This window comes from Streptomyces sp. NBC_00663 (assembly GCF_036226885.1).
In the GTDB taxonomy this organism is placed as follows: domain Bacteria; phylum Actinomycetota; class Actinomycetes; order Streptomycetales; family Streptomycetaceae; genus Streptomyces.
The window spans coordinates 9,094,082-9,110,948 of sequence record NZ_CP109027.1; the positions used below are offsets into that span (position 1 = coordinate 9,094,082).

Genomic DNA, 16,867 nt, shown 5'->3' on the forward strand with positions numbered 1-16,867 from the left:
GTCGCGCATGCTCACACCTCATCTGCGACCGGTACGGCGGCGACACGGCGAGCGCCGCCGCCGGTCCTCGGCGGCCCGGGCCGGGACGCTGGCGGCGACCGTCCTGGCCCTTGTCCTGACCCTTCCCGGCATCGCGGTCGCGGCTCCGGGCGGCCTGGATCCCACCTTCAGCGGCGACGGCAAGGTGCTCACCAGCCTCGCCGACGAGGACCGCGCCAATGACGTGGCGGTGCAGTCCGACGGGAAGATCGTCTCGGTCGGCTCCTCCGCCGACTACTCGCTGGGCGAGAGCGACTTCGCGCTGACCCGCCACAACCCCGACGGCACCCCGGACGCCGGCTTCGGGGGCGACGGCAAGGTCACGACCGCCGTCAACAACATGGACCCCGGCCTCCAGTGGAGCGAGGCCCAGGCCCTGGCACTGCAAGCGGACGGCAAGATCGTCGTGGTGGGCAGCAGCTGGCGGGGGTACGAGAACTGCTGCTGGTTCACGGTGGCCCGGTACAACACCGACGGCACGCTGGACACAGGCTTCGGCGGCGGCGACGGCAGGGTGTTCACCGACTTCGGCGCCCCGGACGAGGCTCGGGACGTCGCGGTGCAGCCCGACGGCAAGATCGTGGCCGTCGGTACCGGCGGTGGCCAGGTGGCCGTGGCCCGCTACAACGCCGACGGCACCCCGGACGCGAGTTTCGGCGGCGGCGACGGCCAGGTGAGCACCGACCCGGCACCGGAGTCGCAGGAGGAGGGCGGCGACGGCCGCGCCCTGGCGCTCCAGCCCGACGGCAAGATCGTGGTCGGCGGTGAAGTCGGCACGACCCGCTTCGACTTCGTCCTCCTGCGCTACACGGCGAGCGGCGCCCTGGACACCAGCTTCAGCGGCGACGGCATCGAACGCACCGACTTCGGCGACTACGAGTCCGTGGAGGGGCTCGCGGTGCAGCCCGACGGCAAGATCGTGGCCGCCGGAGGCAGCGGCGGCCGGTTCGCCCTGGCCCGCTACAACCCGGGCGGCACCTTGGACACCGGCTTCGACGGCGACGGAAAGGTGCTCACCGCCGGTGGCAGCGCCGCGGACGTGAAGCTCCAGCCCGGCGACGGCCGGATCGTCATCGCCGGCAGCAACGGGTCCGGCGGCGACTTCGCCGTCCTGCGCTACAACACCGACGGCAGCCAGGACGGCGGCTTCGGCACCGCGGGCGTGACCACCGCCGACTTCGGCGGCAGCGACGCGGCCTACGGCGTGGCCCTCCAGCCGGACGGAAGGATCGTCGCCGCCGGAGGCGGCGGACCGAACAGCGACTTCGCCCTGGCCCGCTTCCAAGGTGGCGGCAGCGCCCCGCCGCCACCGACCGGCGTGGACCTGTCGGTGACCAAGTCCGGCCCCACCACGGCCAGTATCGGCGACCGCCCCGCCTACACGGTGCGCGTGACCAACAACAGCACCACGACCTCCGCCACCGGCGTCTCGCTGACCGACACCCTCAGCGGCGTCGCCGCCTCGGTCGTCTCCGCGACCACCGGCTCGGGCACCTGCACCATCACCGCCACCGGCGCCACCTGTGCCCTGGGCACCCTCACTCCCGGCGCCACGGCCACGGTGACGATCGCCGCCGAACCCCGCGCCACCGGCACCCTCACCGACCGGGCCACGGTCAGCGGTGGCCAGAGCGACCCGAGCACCGGCAACAACACCGCCACGGCGACGACCACCGTCAACAACGCCCGCGGCTGCACCCGCATCGGCACCAGCGGCAACGACACCCTCACCGGCACCTACGGCAACGACGTGATCTGCGCCCTCGGCGGCGACGACACCGTCAACGCGAGCTACGGCAACGACACCGTCCTGGGCGGCTACGGCAACGACCGCCTCGACGGCTACTTCGGCGACGACACCCTCAACGGGGGTCCCGGCAACGACAACCTGACGGGCAACTACGGCGCCGACAACCTCAACACCGTCGACAACGTCTCCGGCAACGACACCGCCGACGGCGGCTACAACACGGACACCTGCACGACGGACACGGGCGACACCCGCATCAGCTGCCCCTGACCCGCACTCCAGCCACACCTCGGGCCCCGCACGACGACGTGCGGGGCCCCGCTGACCTTCCCGGCCGACCCGGTCAGGCCGGCTTCCGGTCGACCCGCTGACCTTCCCGGCCGGCGGCGCGCTCACCGCTCCCCGGCGAGCAGCGTGTCGAGCGGCGCTCCCTCCGCCCAGCGGTTCAGGGCCGGGCCGTCCATCAGGACGGTCCGGCCCTCGCGCCGCGCCCATCGGACGTCGCGGGCCCGGAACGTACCCCGGTGCACGACCAGGTGGAGGAACGAGTCCGGGTCCTCCCGGTGGGCCCGGGGGTGGGGCAGGGCTTCGTCGGGGAGCGGTTCCGCCACCGGCCGGAAGGCGACGTCGAGGCGGCGCCCGTCCGGATGCCGGGCGCACAGCCGGGGCCGGTCGGGCGCCGGTAACAGCCGTACCTTCCACTGGTCCCGGCGCAGCATCCGCGCCACGGCCAGGGCCAGTCCCTGGATGTCGAGTTCGACCAGCTCCTGCGGCGTGTAGTGGCCGCGTCGACGCCGCGCGCCGGGGCGACGGCGCCTCAACGCGACCGTGAGGACGAGCGCCGGCAGCAGGACGCCGACGACGGGGACGACGACCCCGACGGTGCGGAATCCGACGACGAGTCCGGCCACGGCCGCACACACCGCCGCCGCGAGGACCGTGAACGAGGGCAGCACATCGCGGAACCTGGGCCCGTAGCGGCCCTGGGCGCGCAGCCGGCGCACCACGTCCCGCTTTCGACGACGCTGTTCCTCGACCGGATCGGACGTCCATGACGGGCGTGCCACAGTCTCAGCCCCCTGCGCCTGCCTCCCGCACCTGCTTGCGCCGACTCGGGACAAATACCCAGTACGCCGAACGAGTGCTCGATCAACGGTCGAAAACCGGCCGATGGGGCAGGCGCACGGAGGCATGGGAGGGCGCGTGAGCCGGGCGTCGGCGATGCGGGTGTGACATGAGTCATGGGCAGCGGGCCGGGATCTTGGAATGCCCGGCTCCGCCGCGCTGCTGCACTTGTTACGGGCTCACCATGCCCTGGGGGGCGCCGGGCGACGATGCCGGGTGAGGGAAGCTGCTTCCACGCGGCCTCGACCCGCCCCCTCGTACTTCTGCACCACCTCCGAAAGGTTCTCCTGCGCCATGCCACTGGCTCTCCTGGCCCTGGCTGTTGTCGCTTTCGGCATCGGTACGACGGAATTCGCCACGATGGGGCTGCTGCCCCAGATCGCGGACGGAGTCGGCGTCTCCGTGCCGCAAGCGGGCAACATCGTCTCCGCCTACGCGCTGGGTGTCGTCGTCGGTGCCCCCGTGCTGACGGGCCTCGGCGCGCGCATCCCTCACAAGAAGCTGCTGCTGCTCCTGTCCGGGCTGTTCGTCATCGGCAACGTCGCATCCGCGCTCGCCCCCAACTTCGGCCTGCTCTTCGCCGCCCGCTTCCTGGCCGGCCTGCCCCATGGGGCGCTGTTCGGCGTCGGCGCGGTCGTCGCCTCCCGCCTGGTCGCCTCCGACCGGGCCGCACGCGCGGTCTCCAAGATGTTTCTCGGGCTGACCATCGCCAACATCGTCGGCGTCCCGGCCGGAACGGCTTTGGGACAGCAGCTGGGCTGGCGGTCCGCCTATGTCGCGGTGGCCGTCATCGGCCTCGTCGCCCTGGTCGCGCTGGCCGTCTTCGTCCCCCATCAACCCCGGGGACAGCAGTCCGGCGTCGGCCGCGAGCTGCGGGCGATGGGCAACAAGCAGGTGATGATCGGCCTGGCCACGGCCGTCGTGGGATTCGGCGGATTCTTCGCCGTCTACAGCTACCTGGTGCCCATGCTGACGCACCTCACGGGTCTGTCCGACTCCTCGACCACACTGGTCCTCGCGCTCTACGGCGTCGGCATGACCCTGGGCACGCTGGTCGCGGGCCCGCTCACGGACCGCGCCCTGCGCCCGACGCTGTACGCGGGGCTCGCCCTGCTCTCCGCGGCGCTGGTGGTGTTCTACTTCACCATCCACAGCACCGTGCCCGCCCTGGTGACGATCACCTTCATCGGCGCGATGGGCGCTCTGATCACCACGCCCGTCCAGATGCTGCTCATGGCCAAGGCGAAGGACGCGCCCACCATGGCGGCGGCCTCCAACCACTCCGCCTTCAACCTCGCCAACGCGGGCGGCGCCTGGCTCGGCGGCCTCGCGATCTCCGCGGGCTGGGGCTGGGCCTCACCGGCCCTGGTCGGCGCGGCGCTGGGCGCGGCCGGACTGGGCCTTGCGTTCATGGGCGGCCGCATGGACCGGGGCGGCAGCCGCTCCGAGGTGATCACGGGCGCCCAGCCCGAGCAGGCCGCCGCCGCTCAGTCCCAGAGCGGATAGGAAACGGTCGGTCCGAACTGCTCCGGCCGCGCGGCCGGGTACTCGAGCGTGATCCGGGAGTAGTGCGCCACCTGGGGCCGCTTCTTCCAGGGCTGCGGCCGGTCGAGCCGTACGGTCACCGGGTAGGCGTGGAAATGCCCGGCCGCGCAGTACGGCTTGCAGTCGTTGACCCAGTTCACGCCCCGGGCCCGCGCCCCGTCGGCGTCCCACCGGGACCAGTGCAGCGAGGCCAGCCGGCTGTTGCCGTCACCGCAGGCCAGCATGAAGTCGGCCGGCCGCACCTGCGGGTGCCAGAGACAGTCGACCAGGACCGGAACAGCGATGCGCTGCTGGACGGTCTGGGTGACCGGGGCCGGCGCGGACCGGGCTGCGGGCGGTGTGCCCGCGGCGGTGGCGAGGGTGGCCAGCGCGAAGAGCGTGACCGTCGTGGTGAGTGCGCGTAGGTGCATGGCCGTTCCCCGCTGCCGCTGGCCGACGGATGTCCCGGTTCCGACGTTACGACCGGCGGCCCGCACCCACCACTCGAACGGCCCAGCGTGCCGTCGGCTCAGGCGGGCGTGGGCGGCAGCGGGAAGAGCATGCACGAGCTGGTCGCGTGCGCCAGCACACGGTCCTCGGCGTCGACCAGCGTGGCCTCGGCGAGAGCCGTCTGCCGCCCGCGGTGGACGATCGTGCCGATGGCCCGCACCGGCCCGGTGTCCACCGAGACCCGCTTGAGGAACTTCACGCTCAGGTCGAGCGAGGTGTAGCCCATGCCGGCGGGCAGCGTGGACTGCACGGCACAGCCCAGCGCGGAGTCCAGGAGGGTGGCGTAGACGCCGCCGTGCACACTGCCGATCGGGTTGTAGTGCTCCTCGCCCGGAACGAGCGAGAAGACCGCGCGCCCCTCGCTCACCTCGTCGAGCGTGAAGTCGAGGGTGGCCGAGATCGGCGGCGCCGGAAGCCGGGCGTGCAGGACGTCGCGCAGGAAGTCCAGGCCGGACGAGCGGCCCACGGCACCGGCCGTGACCAGCGGGTCGTCCCATGTGTAAGTACGTGTGCGTCCCATGCGCCTGCGGCCTCCCAGCTGACTTTGTACAGCGAAGCTAGCCGCGCCCGCTCCTGACTGTCAATGATGAAGCCAGCTCGCTACGATGGCTCGGTGGACTGGCTCGCATTCAGCACCGAGAACTGTTCCGTGCAGCGCACCCTCGACGTGGTCGGGGAGAAATGGACGCTGCTGATCGTGCGCGACGCCGCCAACGGCGTGCGCCGGTTCGACGAGTTCCGTCAGCACATCGGTCTGTCGGAAGCGGTCCTCAGCGACCGGCTGCGCAAGCTGACCGAGGCGGGCATCCTCGCGACCGTCCCCTACCGCGAGCCCGGCAGCCGCTCCCGCAACGAGTACCGGCTGACCCGCAAGGGCTGGGATCTGTGGCCGGTGCTGGTGGCCCTGCGCCAGTGGGGCGAGACGCACACCCCGGACCCGGCCGGACCGGTCCTGGACATGCGGCACACCGACTGCGGGTCACCTGTCCGAGCCGTCGTCGAATGCACCGGTGAGCACGGCGCGTTGACGCCCAGGGACGTGACGGTCAAGCCGGGGCCGGGGGCGAGGCTGAGGTGACCGAGGCTAATAAGACCTGGCAATGTATTCATTGCATCGAGGGGCAGAGAACACGTCTGCGACCCCCCGCAAACGCAGACCTGTCCGTTTCGGTCGGGTTCTGACCCTCACAGCGGCCATCACCGCCGTCGCCCTGTTGTTCGATGTGGTCAACCCGCCACCGGCGCAAGCTCAGACGGCGGCCACTGAGCCCCTCTGCAAGCGGACGGGCGGGCCGACGGCAAGCTGAAGGACACGGAGGAGTGGAAGAACACCCTGGCGAAGTCCATCGGCCTGGGCTTGACGATGTTCATCGTCACCTGGTCCAGCACGGCGCAGGCACTCGCCATGTTCCAGGAGTTCAAGCGGAAGGTCGTCCTGTTCGCCCGGACCGCCGAGGCCTACTTCGGTGGCACGGGAGCCGCCGACGCCGTCGAGAGCGTCCTCAACAAGGTCGAGGGGCCCCATGTGGTGGCGGTCGCGCGGCCCGCGTGCCGTTGGCAGAGCGACCGTCACCGTCGTGGAGGCTCGTCCTCCAGGCCGGTGACCAGGCCGCGCAGCAGTGGTCCGTACTCCGGGTGGGCGAGGGCGAACGCCATCTGGGCGACCAGGTAGTCGGCCGGGTTGCCGGTGTCGTACCAGCGGCCCTCGATGACCTGTCCGTACACGGCCCGGGTGGCGGCGTAGGCGTTGATGGCGTCGGTCAGATAGATCTCGCCGGTCCGGTGCTCGTACCAGCGGCGGGTCTGCTCGCGCAGTTCGTCGATGATGCCGGGGGTGACGACATAGCCGCCGATGGCCGCGTACGAGGACGGGGCGGCGGCGGGCTCGGGCTTCTCGACCAGCCCGGTGATCCGCAGCTGGCCGCCGCCGAGGTCCTCCTTGACCATCGGCACGCCGTAGCGCTGCGACTCGCCGGGATCCATCGGCAGCAGGGCCAGCACCGGGCAGCCGGTCTGCTCGTACGCGCGGATCAGCTGCTGGGCGCGGGGGACCTCGGCCACGAAGACGTCGTCCGGCCACAGCACCAGCACCGGCTCGTCACCGAAGGACCGCGCGGCGTTCAGCACCGGGGTGCCGTTGCCGTAGGGGCCGTACTGGTCGAGGTAGGTGATGTGGCCCCGGCGCGCCAGCTCCGCGACCTCCTCCACCGCCTCCGCGTACGCCGTCTTGCCGTCCTCGCGGAGCTGCTCGACGAGGGCCGGGTTGGGGCGGAAGTGGTCCTGGATGAGGCTCTTGCCGCCGGAGACGACGATGGTGATGTCGGTGATGCCGGAGTCCACCAGCTCGCGCACGGTGTGCTCGATGACCGGCTTGTCACCGACCGGGAGCATCTCCTTCGGCGTCGCCTTCGTCAGCGGCAGCAGCCGGGAACCGAGTCCGGCGGCCGGGATCACAGCCCGGCGGATCGTCGGGGACATCACGCTTCTCCCGGTCGAGCGGCACACCGCGCCGAGCGGCACGGCACATACCGACGCTATCAACGGTCGCCGTACCCCCGCCGAACGGAGTCGGAAACGACTCTCACGCCCGCTGACCACCGCGCACCCACGCACCTACTCTTGAGGGGTTCTTCGATTCACCAGGTGCGCCGGGTGCGGTCATGGTCATCGGGAATCGTCAGCGGGAGGGGCGGGATGGACGGGTCCGTGTTCGCCGAAGCGCTGCGGGAGCGGGTGCGCCAGGCCCTCGCGGCCCTCGCGGCGGCGCGGGAGGCCGATGACGCGTACGCCGTGGCGGTGGCCCAGGACGAGGTGGACGACGCGGTGCGTGTGGCGCGCGGCCACGGTCTGTACGTGGACGGCATCGGCGACGTGGAGACGGACGTCGACGAGGCGTGACCGGCCTGTCGTGGCGACCGGCCCAGATGACGACGCTCGCCGCCAGGGCCGTTCGGCCCCCTCCTCGGCACGTACGGCCCATGGGGACCTCGGCGGGCCCGGACGATCATGCGGAAGGTGACGTGGGAGGACCGCACGCCCCTGCGGCCCACCCGCGTCACCGTCACGGCGACGAGGTGGGTCGCACCCTTGCCGTGCGCCTCGTCACGACGGCGGCTTGACCTCCTGCTGGGCCGCCTGGAGGTCGGCCAGGAGTTCGGCCTGGCCGGTCAGGACGCCGGAGAGGATGGTGCGGGCCACGCGGAGCAGCTCCGCGACATGGGGGCTGGTCAGCGAGTAGTAGACGGTCGAGCCCTCCTTGCGGGTCACGACCAGGTTGGCCCGCCGCAGCACGGCCAACTGCTGGGAGAGATGGGCGGGTTCGATACCCACCTCGGGCAGCATCTCGGCCACCGCGTGCTCACGCTCGCTCAGCAGTTCCAGGACCCGGATGCGGGCCGGGTGACCCAGCGTCTTGAAGAACTCGGCCTTCAGTTGGTAAAGCGGCGTACTCACTCTGCCGTCGCCTCCCCGCCGCGGGAGCACGGCCCTGTCGGCCGGACCTCGTCCCCTCGCGTCCATCCACTCGTCAAGAACATGTGACCCATCCTCGCGTGCGCGAACGGCGGCACCGAACCCGCTCCCGGGAGTCGAGCCCAAGGTGATGAACTCGTGAATTGCCAAGATTAGCAACTTGACATGTCTCGTGGGAGGCCGTCACAGGGGGAGGGTGATCCAGACGCTCTTGCCCTGGCTGTCGGCGTCCGCGCGCACCACCACGGTGCCACCGAGGCCGAGGACCAGCTCCATCACGGTGCCGAGACCGCCGCCTCCGGTTCCGGCGGGCGGCGCGTACAGCGACGGCTGGTAGGGGTGGCGGTCATGGACCGCGAAGGCCAGACAGTCCGGGCCCGCGGCGTAGATCACGGTCACCGTGGGGGAGAGGGCCGCGGCATGGCGGACGCTGTTGGTGACCAGCTCGGCGAGGATCAGCAGCGCGGGGTCGACGGCGCGGTGGCGCAGCCCTATGCCCCACTCGACCAGTACCTGCTCGGCCGTCTCCCGGACGGTCCGTACGGCGGACGGTTCGGTCGGCAGGGTGAGCACATGCCGGTACGGCAGCGTTTCCCACTGCGTGGACACCTCTTACACCTCCCCGCGGACGAGGCGGTGGCCGGTGACCGTCCTGGGGCGCAGGCGCAGGAGGGTGTCGTGCGGGCCGTGCGTCCAGCCGGGCAGGGTCCGGTGGTGGTGGGCGGCCTCGTCGGGGTCGGTGATCACCTCGGCCGGCCCGGTGACGGTGACGGTCCAGCCAGTGCCGTGCACGGCGCGGATCTCGTCCACGTGATAGGTCGCCGCGGCGGCCACCGCCGTGGCCGTGGCCGGTGTGCGGATGACCACTCGGCCGTACTCCCACACATGCCGGGCGGGTCGTACGGTGGTCAACTCCCGCTGTGTGTACACCAGTCGGCCCAGGCCGCTGCCTTCCAGCAGCCACCGGGCCTCGGGGCCGGAGACCTCGACCGTGCGCGGCTGGACGGGAGGGGTGTTCATCGGGCGGCCTCCTGGCCGGCGGTCGGGGGTGGGGGCGAGGGGAGGGCGGGCAGGAGGCCGGCGGTGTGGAGGTGGTCGCGGGCGGCGCGGATCGCCTCGGGCGTGGTGGCGTACTCCCGGCCTTCGTGCCGCAGCAGCTCCAACGCGCCTACGGAGTCAAGTACTTGGCGCTGGCCGGGGCGGATGGCGGAGGCCAGGACGAGGATGCCGCGCCGCCGCAGTTTGTCCACCGCGTCCTTGAGGAGCAGGGCTCCGGTGGCGTCCATGGTCGAGATCCGGGACATGCGCAGGATGACGACCCGGACGTCGGCCACGTCGGTGAGCTCCAGCAGGAAGCGATGGGCGGCGGCGAAGAACAGCGGGCCGTCGATGCGGTACGCCACGATGTGCTCCGCCAGCAGGGCGTGCTCCTCGGCACTGTGGTCGCCCTGGTCCAGCGGCACCTGGTCGAAGCGGGCCTGCTTGGCCACGGCACGCAGGGCGAGGACGCCCGCGACGGCCAGGCCGATGATCACGGCGTACACGAGATCGAGCGCCAGCGTCGCCACGGCGGTCAGGACGAGGATCAGCGCGTCGGAGCGGGTGGCCTTCGCCATCGCCCTGAGGGAGCCGGTCTCGACCATGCGGATCGCGGTGGCCAGCAGGACGCCGGCGAGCGCGGCGAGGGGGATCCTCGACACGAGGGGCGCTGCCGCGAAGACGATCGCGGCGAGGACGGCGGCGTGGGCGAGGGCGGCGAGGCGGGAGCCGGCGCCGGTGCGTACGTTGACGGCGGTGCGGGCGATGGCGCCGGTCGCCGGGACCCCGCCGAACAGCGGGGCGGCGATGTTGGCGAGGCCCTGGCCGAACAGCTCGCGGTCGGGATCGTGGCGGTGCCCCACGGTCATGCCGTCGGCCACCGAGGCGGACAGCAGCGACTCCAGTGCGGCCAGCGCCGCGACCGCCACGGCCGGGGCGAACAGGGTGCTCAGTGAGCCCGGATCCAGGAAGGCGAGGGAGGGTGCGGGCAGGCCGGCGGGCAGGTCGCCGATGGGGGTGGCCGCTTCGAGAGCGAAGAGCTGGGCGACGGCCGTGGCGGCGACGACCGCGAGGAGGGAGAAGGGGAGGCTGGGCCGCCAGCGGGTGCCGGCCAGCATGACCACCGCGACCGTGACGGCGAATCCGACCGCCGTCCAGTTCGGGTTCCTCACGAACGCCTCGGCCGCCCGCCAGGCCACCACCAGCACACGGTCGCCCTCGGGCTTGGGCACGCCGAGCGCGTTGGGGATCTGCTGTAGGCCGATCACACAGGCGATCCCGAGCGTGAAGCCCTCGACGACCGGGGCGGGCACGTACCGCATGTAACGGCCGGCCCTCAGCGCGGCCAGCGCGACGAGCAGCACGCCGGCCATCAGCCCCACGGTGAGGACGCCCGTCGGACCATACGCACTCACGATGGGTACGAGCACCACCGTCATGGCGCCGGTCGGCCCCGACACCTGGAGGGTCGAACCGCCGAAGACGGCCGCGAGCGCGCCCGCGACCACCGCGGTCGCCAGCCCCGCCGCCGCGCCCAGACCGGAGGACACCCCGAAACCGAGGGCGAGCGGCAGCGCCACGATCGCCACGGTCAGCCCGGCCAGCAGATCCCGCCGTGGATCGCGCCGCATCTCGACGAGGTCGGCGCGGCCGGGCAGCAACGCCTTGATCCGGTACAGCGATACGGACACGCGCCCCTACCTCCCCCTACCTGCGGACACAGCGAGCACAGCATCTAATCAATTGCGAAATTTTGCAATTACGCATCAAGTGAAGAGCGGGATCCCGCTCCGCCGCCGACGAACAGGCCCGTGCAGACCTCCGCAGGGCGCTGCGGGCCGGCGAGCCCGTGGACGACATCACACGGGCACCCCCGGGTTCGAGCTGGTGGACGGCTGCCGATTCCTGGACCTCCACCTGAAGTAACCCCGGGGTGCCGACCTGCACTCGGCGGTGAAGGCGTGAGTCTCCCGCTGCCGACGTCGCGCCTCCGACCGCCCGTTACGCACGTGCGCAGGGTCAGAGCTCGTCCACGCGCCCGTTCAGTTGAAAGAGAAGCCATTCCAGCCGGTCCGGCGCGACCTCCAAAGCGGCGTATCGGGTGGGCCGGCGACGAGTGCCGGCTGCTTTCCAACTGGACCACCCGAGGGCGTTGAGCGAACGAAAGACTCGGTCGTCGAGGTGTCGTCGTTCCAGCCGTTCTCTTGGTCGAAGGTGCCTGCTCGGCAGCCCCGGCTTCGATCAGAACTGTGCAACCAACGCTCCCGGTCCCGGGAGTCCGTCTGATTGGGCTGCCCACACTTGGGGCATGTGTCCCGCCATCGCCTCAGTGGCGCACTCTTGAGCCTCGTGGGCCAGTTCTGCAAGTAGGGCCAGGACCGCACGCCCGGAGATGCCGGGCTCGTCATCGAGAGCCCACTGACTCTCACGAGCTGTACCGCAGGTCCCGTCACCTGTTTGGACGTCCAGCGTCCGGCATTGGCTCTGCCCCCCCGCGATCCCCATCAAGGAACCCGGTGGAAGTGCCAAGACGACGACCGCCCGTACAACGTCGTCGGACGGGCCCGGATGCGGCATCGGCTCTGGGTCTTCCGAACCGCGTGGTTGCCCGCCCCGGCGCGGGCACTCGGAGGGTGTCAGAGGACTCCTGCACGTGGAGGGGAACGATGAAGACGACGGCGCGAACCTCCCGGGACGGTCCCGGGCGGCAGAAACGGCTGGTCGTTTATCTCAACGATCATCTGGCCGGCGCGACCGCCGGTGTCGAGCTTGCTCGTCGTGCGGCCCGGGAGCATCGGGAGTCGGCCTTCGGCGAGGCGTTGGAGAACCTGCGCAAGGAGATCGCGCAGGACCGGCAGGCGCTGGTGCGTCTCCTCGGTGACCTCGACGTTCCCGTCCGGCGCTACAAGGTGTACGGAGCGTGGCTCGGTGAGAAGGCCGGACGGGTCAAGCCCAACGGGCGGCTGGTGCGCCGCTCCGGGCTCGCGGTGCTGGTCGAGTTGGAAGTCCTCCGGCTGGGGGCGCAGGGCAAGGCGGCCCTGTGGCGGGGGCTGCTCGCCGCCTCGGCGCAGGACGCACGCCTGGACGCCGACCGACTGGAGGAGCTGCTGCGCAGGGCCGAGCGGCAGATCAAGACGCTGGACGACCTGCATTCCAGGGCCGCCACGGCACTGCTGTTCCCCACGAAACCGGTGGAAGCGACGGAGCGGGCTTCTACGGCAGAAGCAGAACCAGCAGAAGAACCAGCAGAAGAACCAGCAGAAGAACCAGCAGAAGAACCAGCAGAAGAACCAGCAGAAGAACCAGCAGAGAACCGGCGGACCTGAGCCCTCCTGCGCCAACTGTCGACGGCCGGGCCGTTGTTGGACATTCTTTCAACAACGGCCCCTCACGTGACCCCGGAGACAGATGAAGTCGAACGACGAGTCCCACGGCGCATCCTCCGCGCCTGCGCCTGCTCCCGCGACCGCTCCCGCCTCCCGCCGCGCCCTCGCGGACGGCTACGCGCTGCTTCGCGACGGCCCCGTGGCAGACGCCTGTTCGGCTCTGCTCCGCGCTGCCGCCGGACTGCGGCAGGCCGATCCGGCCTCGGCCCGCGGCGCGTGGATCGCGGCGGCCTCCGCGGCATGGGCGGCCGGTGATCGTGAGAGTTACCGCCGGATCCTGACGCCGGGGCCGTGCTCGCTCTGTGGAGCCGAATCCGGGCGGGCGCTCTGCGCGGAGGGGTGCCCCGATGCCGACTGGCGGGCCCGCTGTATCGGGATGGGCGCGGTGGTGGAGGCGGACTTCCGGCGCGCCGCGGCCCTGCTCGGACCCCGGCTGCACCGGCTCACCCCGCGCGCGCAGGCCCATGAATTCCGCGACGCCGGCAGCGTGGCGCTGCTGCTCGGCCGACTCCCCACCGCACGGCGGTACTTGAGCCTCGCTCTCGCCTCCGCACGGTCCGCGCGCGTGCAGGCCGCCGTGCCCGACATCCTCGCGCACCTCGCCTACGCCGAACTGCGCGAGGGCCGCCACCATCAGGCCCGCGCCCATGCCGAGGAAGGGCTGCTGCTCGCACGGCAGTTGGGGCAGCGCAATGTGGTCGCCGACCTGTCGGCCGTGCGCGCCCTCGTCGTGTCGATCGCGGGCGACCTGGTGGCCGTACGGAAACAGGCCGCGGAGGTCATGGCCGTCGCGCAGCCGCACGGGCTGGCTCAGGCCGCCTTTCTCGCGGAGTGGGCGCAGGCGCGGGCGGAACTGGGGTCGGGCAAGGTGGAGCGGGCCGCCGCCCGGCTGGCTCCGCTGGTGCAACCCGGGGCCCGGCAGGGGCACTTCGGGCTCTGGTTCCTCGCCGTGCCCTGCTTCGTCGAGGCCTGTGTCCTGTCCGATCGTGCCGTCGACGCGACGGAGATGATCGAGCTGTTCGCCGTATGGGCGGAACTCGGTGCCGACCCACAGGCTCCGGCTCAACTGGCGCGGTGCCGTGCGCTCGTCGCGCCGCCCGAGCGGAGCGAGGAGCTGTACCGTGCCGCGCTCGCCCGCCACGAACAGGCGCCGGGCCCCTTCGAGCACGCCCGCACCCATCTGGCCTTCGGCATGTGGCTACGCCGTCGGCGGCGCCCCATCGAGGCGCGCGCACAACTGCGCGACGCCCTCCTGGGGTTCGAGCGCTGCGGTGCCGCGATGTGGGGCAAGCGCGCCGACGCCGAACTGCGGGCGGCGGGTGAGGTGTCCGGCGCCGGGGAGGCGGGGTTGCTGTCCTCGCTCACACCCCAACAGGTGCGTATCGCCCGGGATGTGGCGAGCGGTGCGACCAACAAGGAGATCGCCGCCGAACTCTCGATCAGCATCAGGACCGTCGAGTACCACCTGCGCAATGTGTTCGCGCAGCTCGGGGTCAGATCGCGCACCGGGCTCGCCCATCTGCTGGCCAGCGTCGACCACTGACCCGGATCGGGCTCCGCTCAGGCTCGCCACACCCGTTCCGCGTAGTCCACGAAGTTGCGGCCCATGATCTTCTCGATGCGGTCGCAGGAGAAGCCGCGCTGTTCCAGCAGGCGCATCAGCTCGCGGAACTGCTCGACGCCGCGCAGGTCGACGACGAAGGGGAAGGTGTCCGCCCGTTCACCGGCCGCCGACACGCCCGCTTCCTGGCGGCGCGCCACATGCTCCGCGAGACGGTCCCGGTAGGCGTCGAGGTCGTCGATGGCGGTGACCGGGCCGTCGGTGCCGATGCCGACGTGGTCCTCGCCGCAGACGTCGACGGCGTGCACGAGATGCTCGACCACGTCAGCGGCGCGCGCGTGGCCGCCGGCGTTGAGGAACGGCATGAAGTAGATGCCGACGAACCCGCCCCGCGAGGCGACCAGCCGCAGTTCCTCGTCCGTCTTGTTGCGCGGCAGATCGGTCAGCGCCCGGCATCCGGTGTGGTTGATCGACACCGGAACGCGGGAGTACGCGGCGGCGTCGAGGCAGGTCCGCTCGCCGCTGTGCGAGAGGTCGACCATCAGATGGTGGTCGTTGAGGGCGTCGACCACCTCGTGCCCGAGGGCGGTCAGTGGCGTACTGGCGGGTGCCATCGAGCCGCCGCCGAGCTGGTTGGCCTGGTTGTACGTCAACTGCACCACCCGTACACCGAGTTCGGCGAACCCGGCGACGCGGCCGGCGTCGTCCCCGACGGCCTCCGCGTTCTGGAAGCCGTAGATGACGCCGATCCGCCCGTCGCGGTGCGCGGTGTGGATGTCGGCGACGGTGGTGACCTTGAGCAGGTCGTCGGGGTGGTCGGCGACGACACGGTCCCATACGTCGATCTCGTGCAAGGTGTGCTCGTAGGGCGGGAGATCGCCCATCACATAGCCCAGGGTGATGTTGACGGCGGTCAGACCGGATGCGCGCGCCTCCGCCAACGTCCGTGTGTCGACGGTGAGTTGCTCGCCGCTCGCGTTGAGGTCGCCCGCGGCGGCCAGGGACCGTGCGGCGTTGGGGTTGTCGAGCTGGCCGAGCGCGTTGACGATCAGCGGCGTGGCGGTCAACGGTTCTCCCGGGTGCGGTCGTCGGTGTAGGCGGCACGCGGGAAGCGGTGCCCCCGCTTGACGGTCAGGGTGATGGTGCGCAGGTGGTCGATGTCGGCCAGCGGGTCGCGCGCGAAGACCGCGAGGTCGGCCAGCTTGCCCGGTTCGACGCTGCCGGTGAGATGCCCGACGCCGGCGCTGCGGGCGCCCACGAAGGTCGCCGAGCGCAGCACGTCGGCTGCCGGGATGCCGCACCGCCGTACCAGGAAGGCGAGTTCCTCGTACAGCGCCGGGAAAGGCTCCTCCGGCGGCGTCTCGTAGTCGGTTCCGGTGGCCAGGTCCACGCCGGCACGGTGGGCCTGTGCCGTCAGGGCGATCGCCAACTCGGTGTTGCGGGCCGCCTGTTCGGCCGCCTTCGCGTCGTCGCCCGCGAACTCGCGGGAGGCGTACAGCCCGGCGGTCGCGTCCAGGACGACGTCCTGCTCCCGCATCCGGGCGAAGAGCTTCTCGAGCCGCTCGTCCTCGCCGGTGACCAGGCTCGCGTGGTCGACGGGCGGCTTGTCCTTGTACGAGGTGAGCGGCGCCGTCGCCGCCTCGTGGGCGAGCAGCGTCACATGCGAGACGCTGTCCACGCCGGCCGCGACGACCTCCCCGGGGGTGGCGGGGAACACCGCGGCATGCGCCCAGACCGGGATGCCCTGCCGGTGCGCCTCCGCGGTGATCGCGGCGACGAGGGGCGCCTCCAGGTCGGCGTACACCTTGATGGCGGCCGCGGACGTACCGCGGGCCATGGCCACCGCCAGCGGCAGGTCGCTCGCGGCGGTGACGGCCTGCATCCAGGGGACCTCGCCGGGCACCGCGCCCTGGGTGACCTGGTGGGTGCGGGGATCCTCGAAGAAGCCGGGGCCCGCCATGAGCGCCGCGTAGTGGATGTCGGGAGCGGGGATCTCCCCGACCCGTGCGGCCCGTGCGAGGTCGCCGATCTGACGCAGGTCGTCGGCCATGTCCCGTACGGCGGTGACCCCGCTGTGCACGAGACGGCGCAGGACCGCTTCGGCGGCCGGACGGTCGGGCGGCGTGGCGAGGTGCTGGTGCGAGTCGACGAGCCCCGGGGTGACGAACCGGCCCGCGAGGTCGACGACTTCGGCGCCCTCGACACAGGCGGCGGCGTCGGTGTCGTCCACGACGGCCCGGATCACGCTGCCGTCGACCACGATCGACGTTCCCGGGCGGGGCGGGCTGCCGGTGCCGTCGAACAGGGTGGCTCCCCGGTAGACGACGACCGCTCCCGTCTGCGGCGGTGCGTACGGCGTCGCCGCCCCGGACCTGTCGGTCGTCAAGCTCACCACTCCTCTACGTGTTGCACTGTAAGTAACAAGTCTCTCGTCATGCGAAACAAGCGGTACCCTACCTCTGG

Annotated in this window: 16 protein-coding genes; 6 read left to right on the top strand and 10 right to left on the bottom strand. The window is 71.6% G+C overall.

Annotated elements, in window-relative coordinates; translation table 11 throughout:
- The first annotated feature begins 7 nt into the window (after positions 1 to 7).
- Positions 8 to 2,059 carry a calcium-binding protein gene (locus tag OG866_RS41395; protein ID WP_329342860.1) on the top strand — a complete coding sequence of 684 codons (2,052 nt, stop codon included), beginning with the start codon at positions 8 to 10 and terminating at the stop codon, positions 2,057 to 2,059.
- A gap of 122 nt (positions 2,060 to 2,181) precedes the next feature.
- Here OG866_RS41395 and OG866_RS41400 read toward each other — a convergent pair whose 3' ends face one another.
- On the bottom strand, positions 2,182 to 2,856 hold the full coding sequence (locus tag OG866_RS41400; protein ID WP_329342862.1) for a hypothetical protein: 675 nt from the start codon (positions 2,854 to 2,856) through the stop codon (positions 2,182 to 2,184).
- Positions 2,857 to 3,208: 352 nt separating this feature from the next.
- Between OG866_RS41400 and OG866_RS41405 the strand changes: the two genes are divergently transcribed.
- Positions 3,209 to 4,420, top strand: coding sequence for an MFS transporter (locus tag OG866_RS41405; RefSeq protein WP_329342864.1), 1,212 nt, complete (start codon positions 3,209 to 3,211; stop codon positions 4,418 to 4,420).
- Here OG866_RS41405 and OG866_RS41410 read toward each other — a convergent pair.
- Both OG866_RS41410 and OG866_RS41415 read right to left on the bottom strand, forming a co-directional pair.
- A complete protein-coding gene (locus OG866_RS41410; RefSeq protein ID WP_329342866.1) occupies positions 4,402 to 4,869 on the bottom strand; it encodes a hypothetical protein in 468 nt (155 codons plus the stop codon). The genes OG866_RS41405 and OG866_RS41410 overlap by 19 nt on opposite strands.
- 98 nt (positions 4,870 to 4,967) lie before the next feature.
- A complete protein-coding gene (locus OG866_RS41415; protein ID WP_329342868.1) occupies positions 4,968 to 5,468 on the bottom strand; it encodes a PaaI family thioesterase in 501 nt (166 codons plus the stop codon).
- A 93-nt stretch (positions 5,469 to 5,561) separates the two neighbouring features.
- On the opposite strand from OG866_RS41415, the gene OG866_RS41420 reads away from it, so the two are divergent.
- Complete coding sequence (locus OG866_RS41420) at positions 5,562 to 6,026, top strand: winged helix-turn-helix transcriptional regulator (RefSeq protein WP_329342870.1); 465 nt, start codon at positions 5,562 to 5,564, stop codon at positions 6,024 to 6,026.
- Between the two features lie 491 nt (positions 6,027 to 6,517).
- On the opposite strand, the gene OG866_RS41425 is transcribed toward OG866_RS41420, so the two are convergent.
- Positions 6,518 to 7,426, bottom strand: coding sequence for a UTP--glucose-1-phosphate uridylyltransferase (locus OG866_RS41425; protein WP_329342872.1), 909 nt, complete (start codon positions 7,424 to 7,426; stop codon positions 6,518 to 6,520).
- 216 nt (positions 7,427 to 7,642) lie between these two features.
- Between OG866_RS41425 and OG866_RS41430 the strand changes: the two genes are divergently transcribed.
- Entirely contained in the window at positions 7,643 to 7,846 is a 204-nt protein-coding gene (locus tag OG866_RS41430) for a hypothetical protein (protein WP_329342874.1), read from the top strand.
- 204 nt (positions 7,847 to 8,050) lie between these two features.
- Here OG866_RS41430 and OG866_RS41435 read toward each other — a convergent pair whose 3' ends face one another.
- From OG866_RS41435 to OG866_RS41450, 4 genes are all read right to left on the bottom strand, one after another.
- A complete protein-coding gene (locus tag OG866_RS41435) occupies positions 8,051 to 8,401 on the bottom strand; it encodes an ArsR/SmtB family transcription factor (protein WP_329342876.1) in 351 nt (116 codons plus the stop codon).
- A gap of 201 nt (positions 8,402 to 8,602) precedes the next feature.
- The gene (locus OG866_RS41440; protein WP_329342878.1) at positions 8,603 to 9,028 is read right to left on the bottom strand and encodes an ATP-binding protein; all 426 of its coding nucleotides are present in this window, start codon (positions 9,026 to 9,028) and stop codon (positions 8,603 to 8,605) included.
- A gap of 3 nt (positions 9,029 to 9,031) precedes the next feature.
- Positions 9,032 to 9,439 (bottom strand): pyridoxamine 5'-phosphate oxidase family protein, encoded by a 408-nt coding sequence (locus OG866_RS41445; RefSeq protein WP_329342880.1) that lies wholly within the window; start codon positions 9,437 to 9,439, stop codon positions 9,032 to 9,034.
- Complete coding sequence (locus tag OG866_RS41450) at positions 9,436 to 11,088, bottom strand: SulP family inorganic anion transporter (protein WP_329344533.1); 1,653 nt, start codon at positions 11,086 to 11,088, stop codon at positions 9,436 to 9,438. Before OG866_RS41450 ends, OG866_RS41445 begins: the two co-directional genes overlap by 4 nt.
- A 1,035-nt stretch (positions 11,089 to 12,123) precedes the next feature.
- Between OG866_RS41450 and OG866_RS41455 the strand changes: the two genes are divergently transcribed.
- Both OG866_RS41455 and OG866_RS41460 read left to right on the top strand, forming a co-directional pair.
- Positions 12,124 to 12,783, top strand: a complete 660-nt coding sequence (locus OG866_RS41455) for a hypothetical protein (RefSeq protein ID WP_329342882.1) — start codon at positions 12,124 to 12,126, stop codon at positions 12,781 to 12,783.
- 82 nt (positions 12,784 to 12,865) lie between these two features.
- Positions 12,866 to 14,386, top strand: a complete 1,521-nt coding sequence (locus OG866_RS41460) for a helix-turn-helix transcriptional regulator (protein ID WP_329342883.1) — start codon at positions 12,866 to 12,868, stop codon at positions 14,384 to 14,386.
- A gap of 17 nt (positions 14,387 to 14,403) precedes the next feature.
- On the opposite strand, the gene OG866_RS41465 is transcribed toward OG866_RS41460, so the two are convergent.
- Positions 14,404 to 15,471, bottom strand: a complete 1,068-nt coding sequence (locus OG866_RS41465; protein ID WP_329342885.1) for a dipeptidase — start codon at positions 15,469 to 15,471, stop codon at positions 14,404 to 14,406.
- Positions 15,468 to 16,796 (bottom strand): amidohydrolase family protein, encoded by a 1,329-nt coding sequence (locus tag OG866_RS41470; RefSeq protein WP_329342886.1) that lies wholly within the window; start codon positions 16,794 to 16,796, stop codon positions 15,468 to 15,470. The genes OG866_RS41465 and OG866_RS41470 overlap by 4 nt, the downstream gene beginning before the upstream one ends.
- Positions 16,797 to 16,867: the final 71 nt, after the last annotated feature.

Bases quoted from the DNA above. Each gene is read 5' to 3' on its own strand.
- OG866_RS41395 (WP_329342860.1), top strand. From the start codon at position 8: ATGCTCACACCTCATCTGCGACCGGTACGGCGGCGACACGGCGAGCGC.
- OG866_RS41405 (WP_329342864.1), top strand. From the start codon at position 3,209: ATGCCACTGGCTCTCCTGGCCCTGGCTGTTGTCGCTTTCGGCATCGGT.
- OG866_RS41410 (WP_329342866.1), bottom strand. From the start codon at position 4,869: ATGCACCTACGCGCACTCACCACGACGGTCACGCTCTTCGCGCTGGCC.
- OG866_RS41415 (WP_329342868.1), bottom strand. From the start codon at position 5,468: ATGGGACGCACACGTACTTACACATGGGACGACCCGCTGGTCACGGCC.
- OG866_RS41425 (WP_329342872.1), bottom strand. From the start codon at position 7,426: ATGTCCCCGACGATCCGCCGGGCTGTGATCCCGGCCGCCGGACTCGGT.
- OG866_RS41430 (WP_329342874.1), top strand. From the start codon at position 7,643: ATGGACGGGTCCGTGTTCGCCGAAGCGCTGCGGGAGCGGGTGCGCCAG.
- OG866_RS41445 (WP_329342880.1), bottom strand. From the start codon at position 9,439: ATGAACACCCCTCCCGTCCAGCCGCGCACGGTCGAGGTCTCCGGCCCC.
- OG866_RS41450 (WP_329344533.1), bottom strand. From the start codon at position 11,088: ATGCGGCGCGATCCACGGCGGGATCTGCTGGCCGGGCTGACCGTGGCG.
- OG866_RS41455 (WP_329342882.1), top strand. From the start codon at position 12,124: ATGAAGACGACGGCGCGAACCTCCCGGGACGGTCCCGGGCGGCAGAAA.
- OG866_RS41460 (WP_329342883.1), top strand. From the start codon at position 12,866: ATGAAGTCGAACGACGAGTCCCACGGCGCATCCTCCGCGCCTGCGCCT.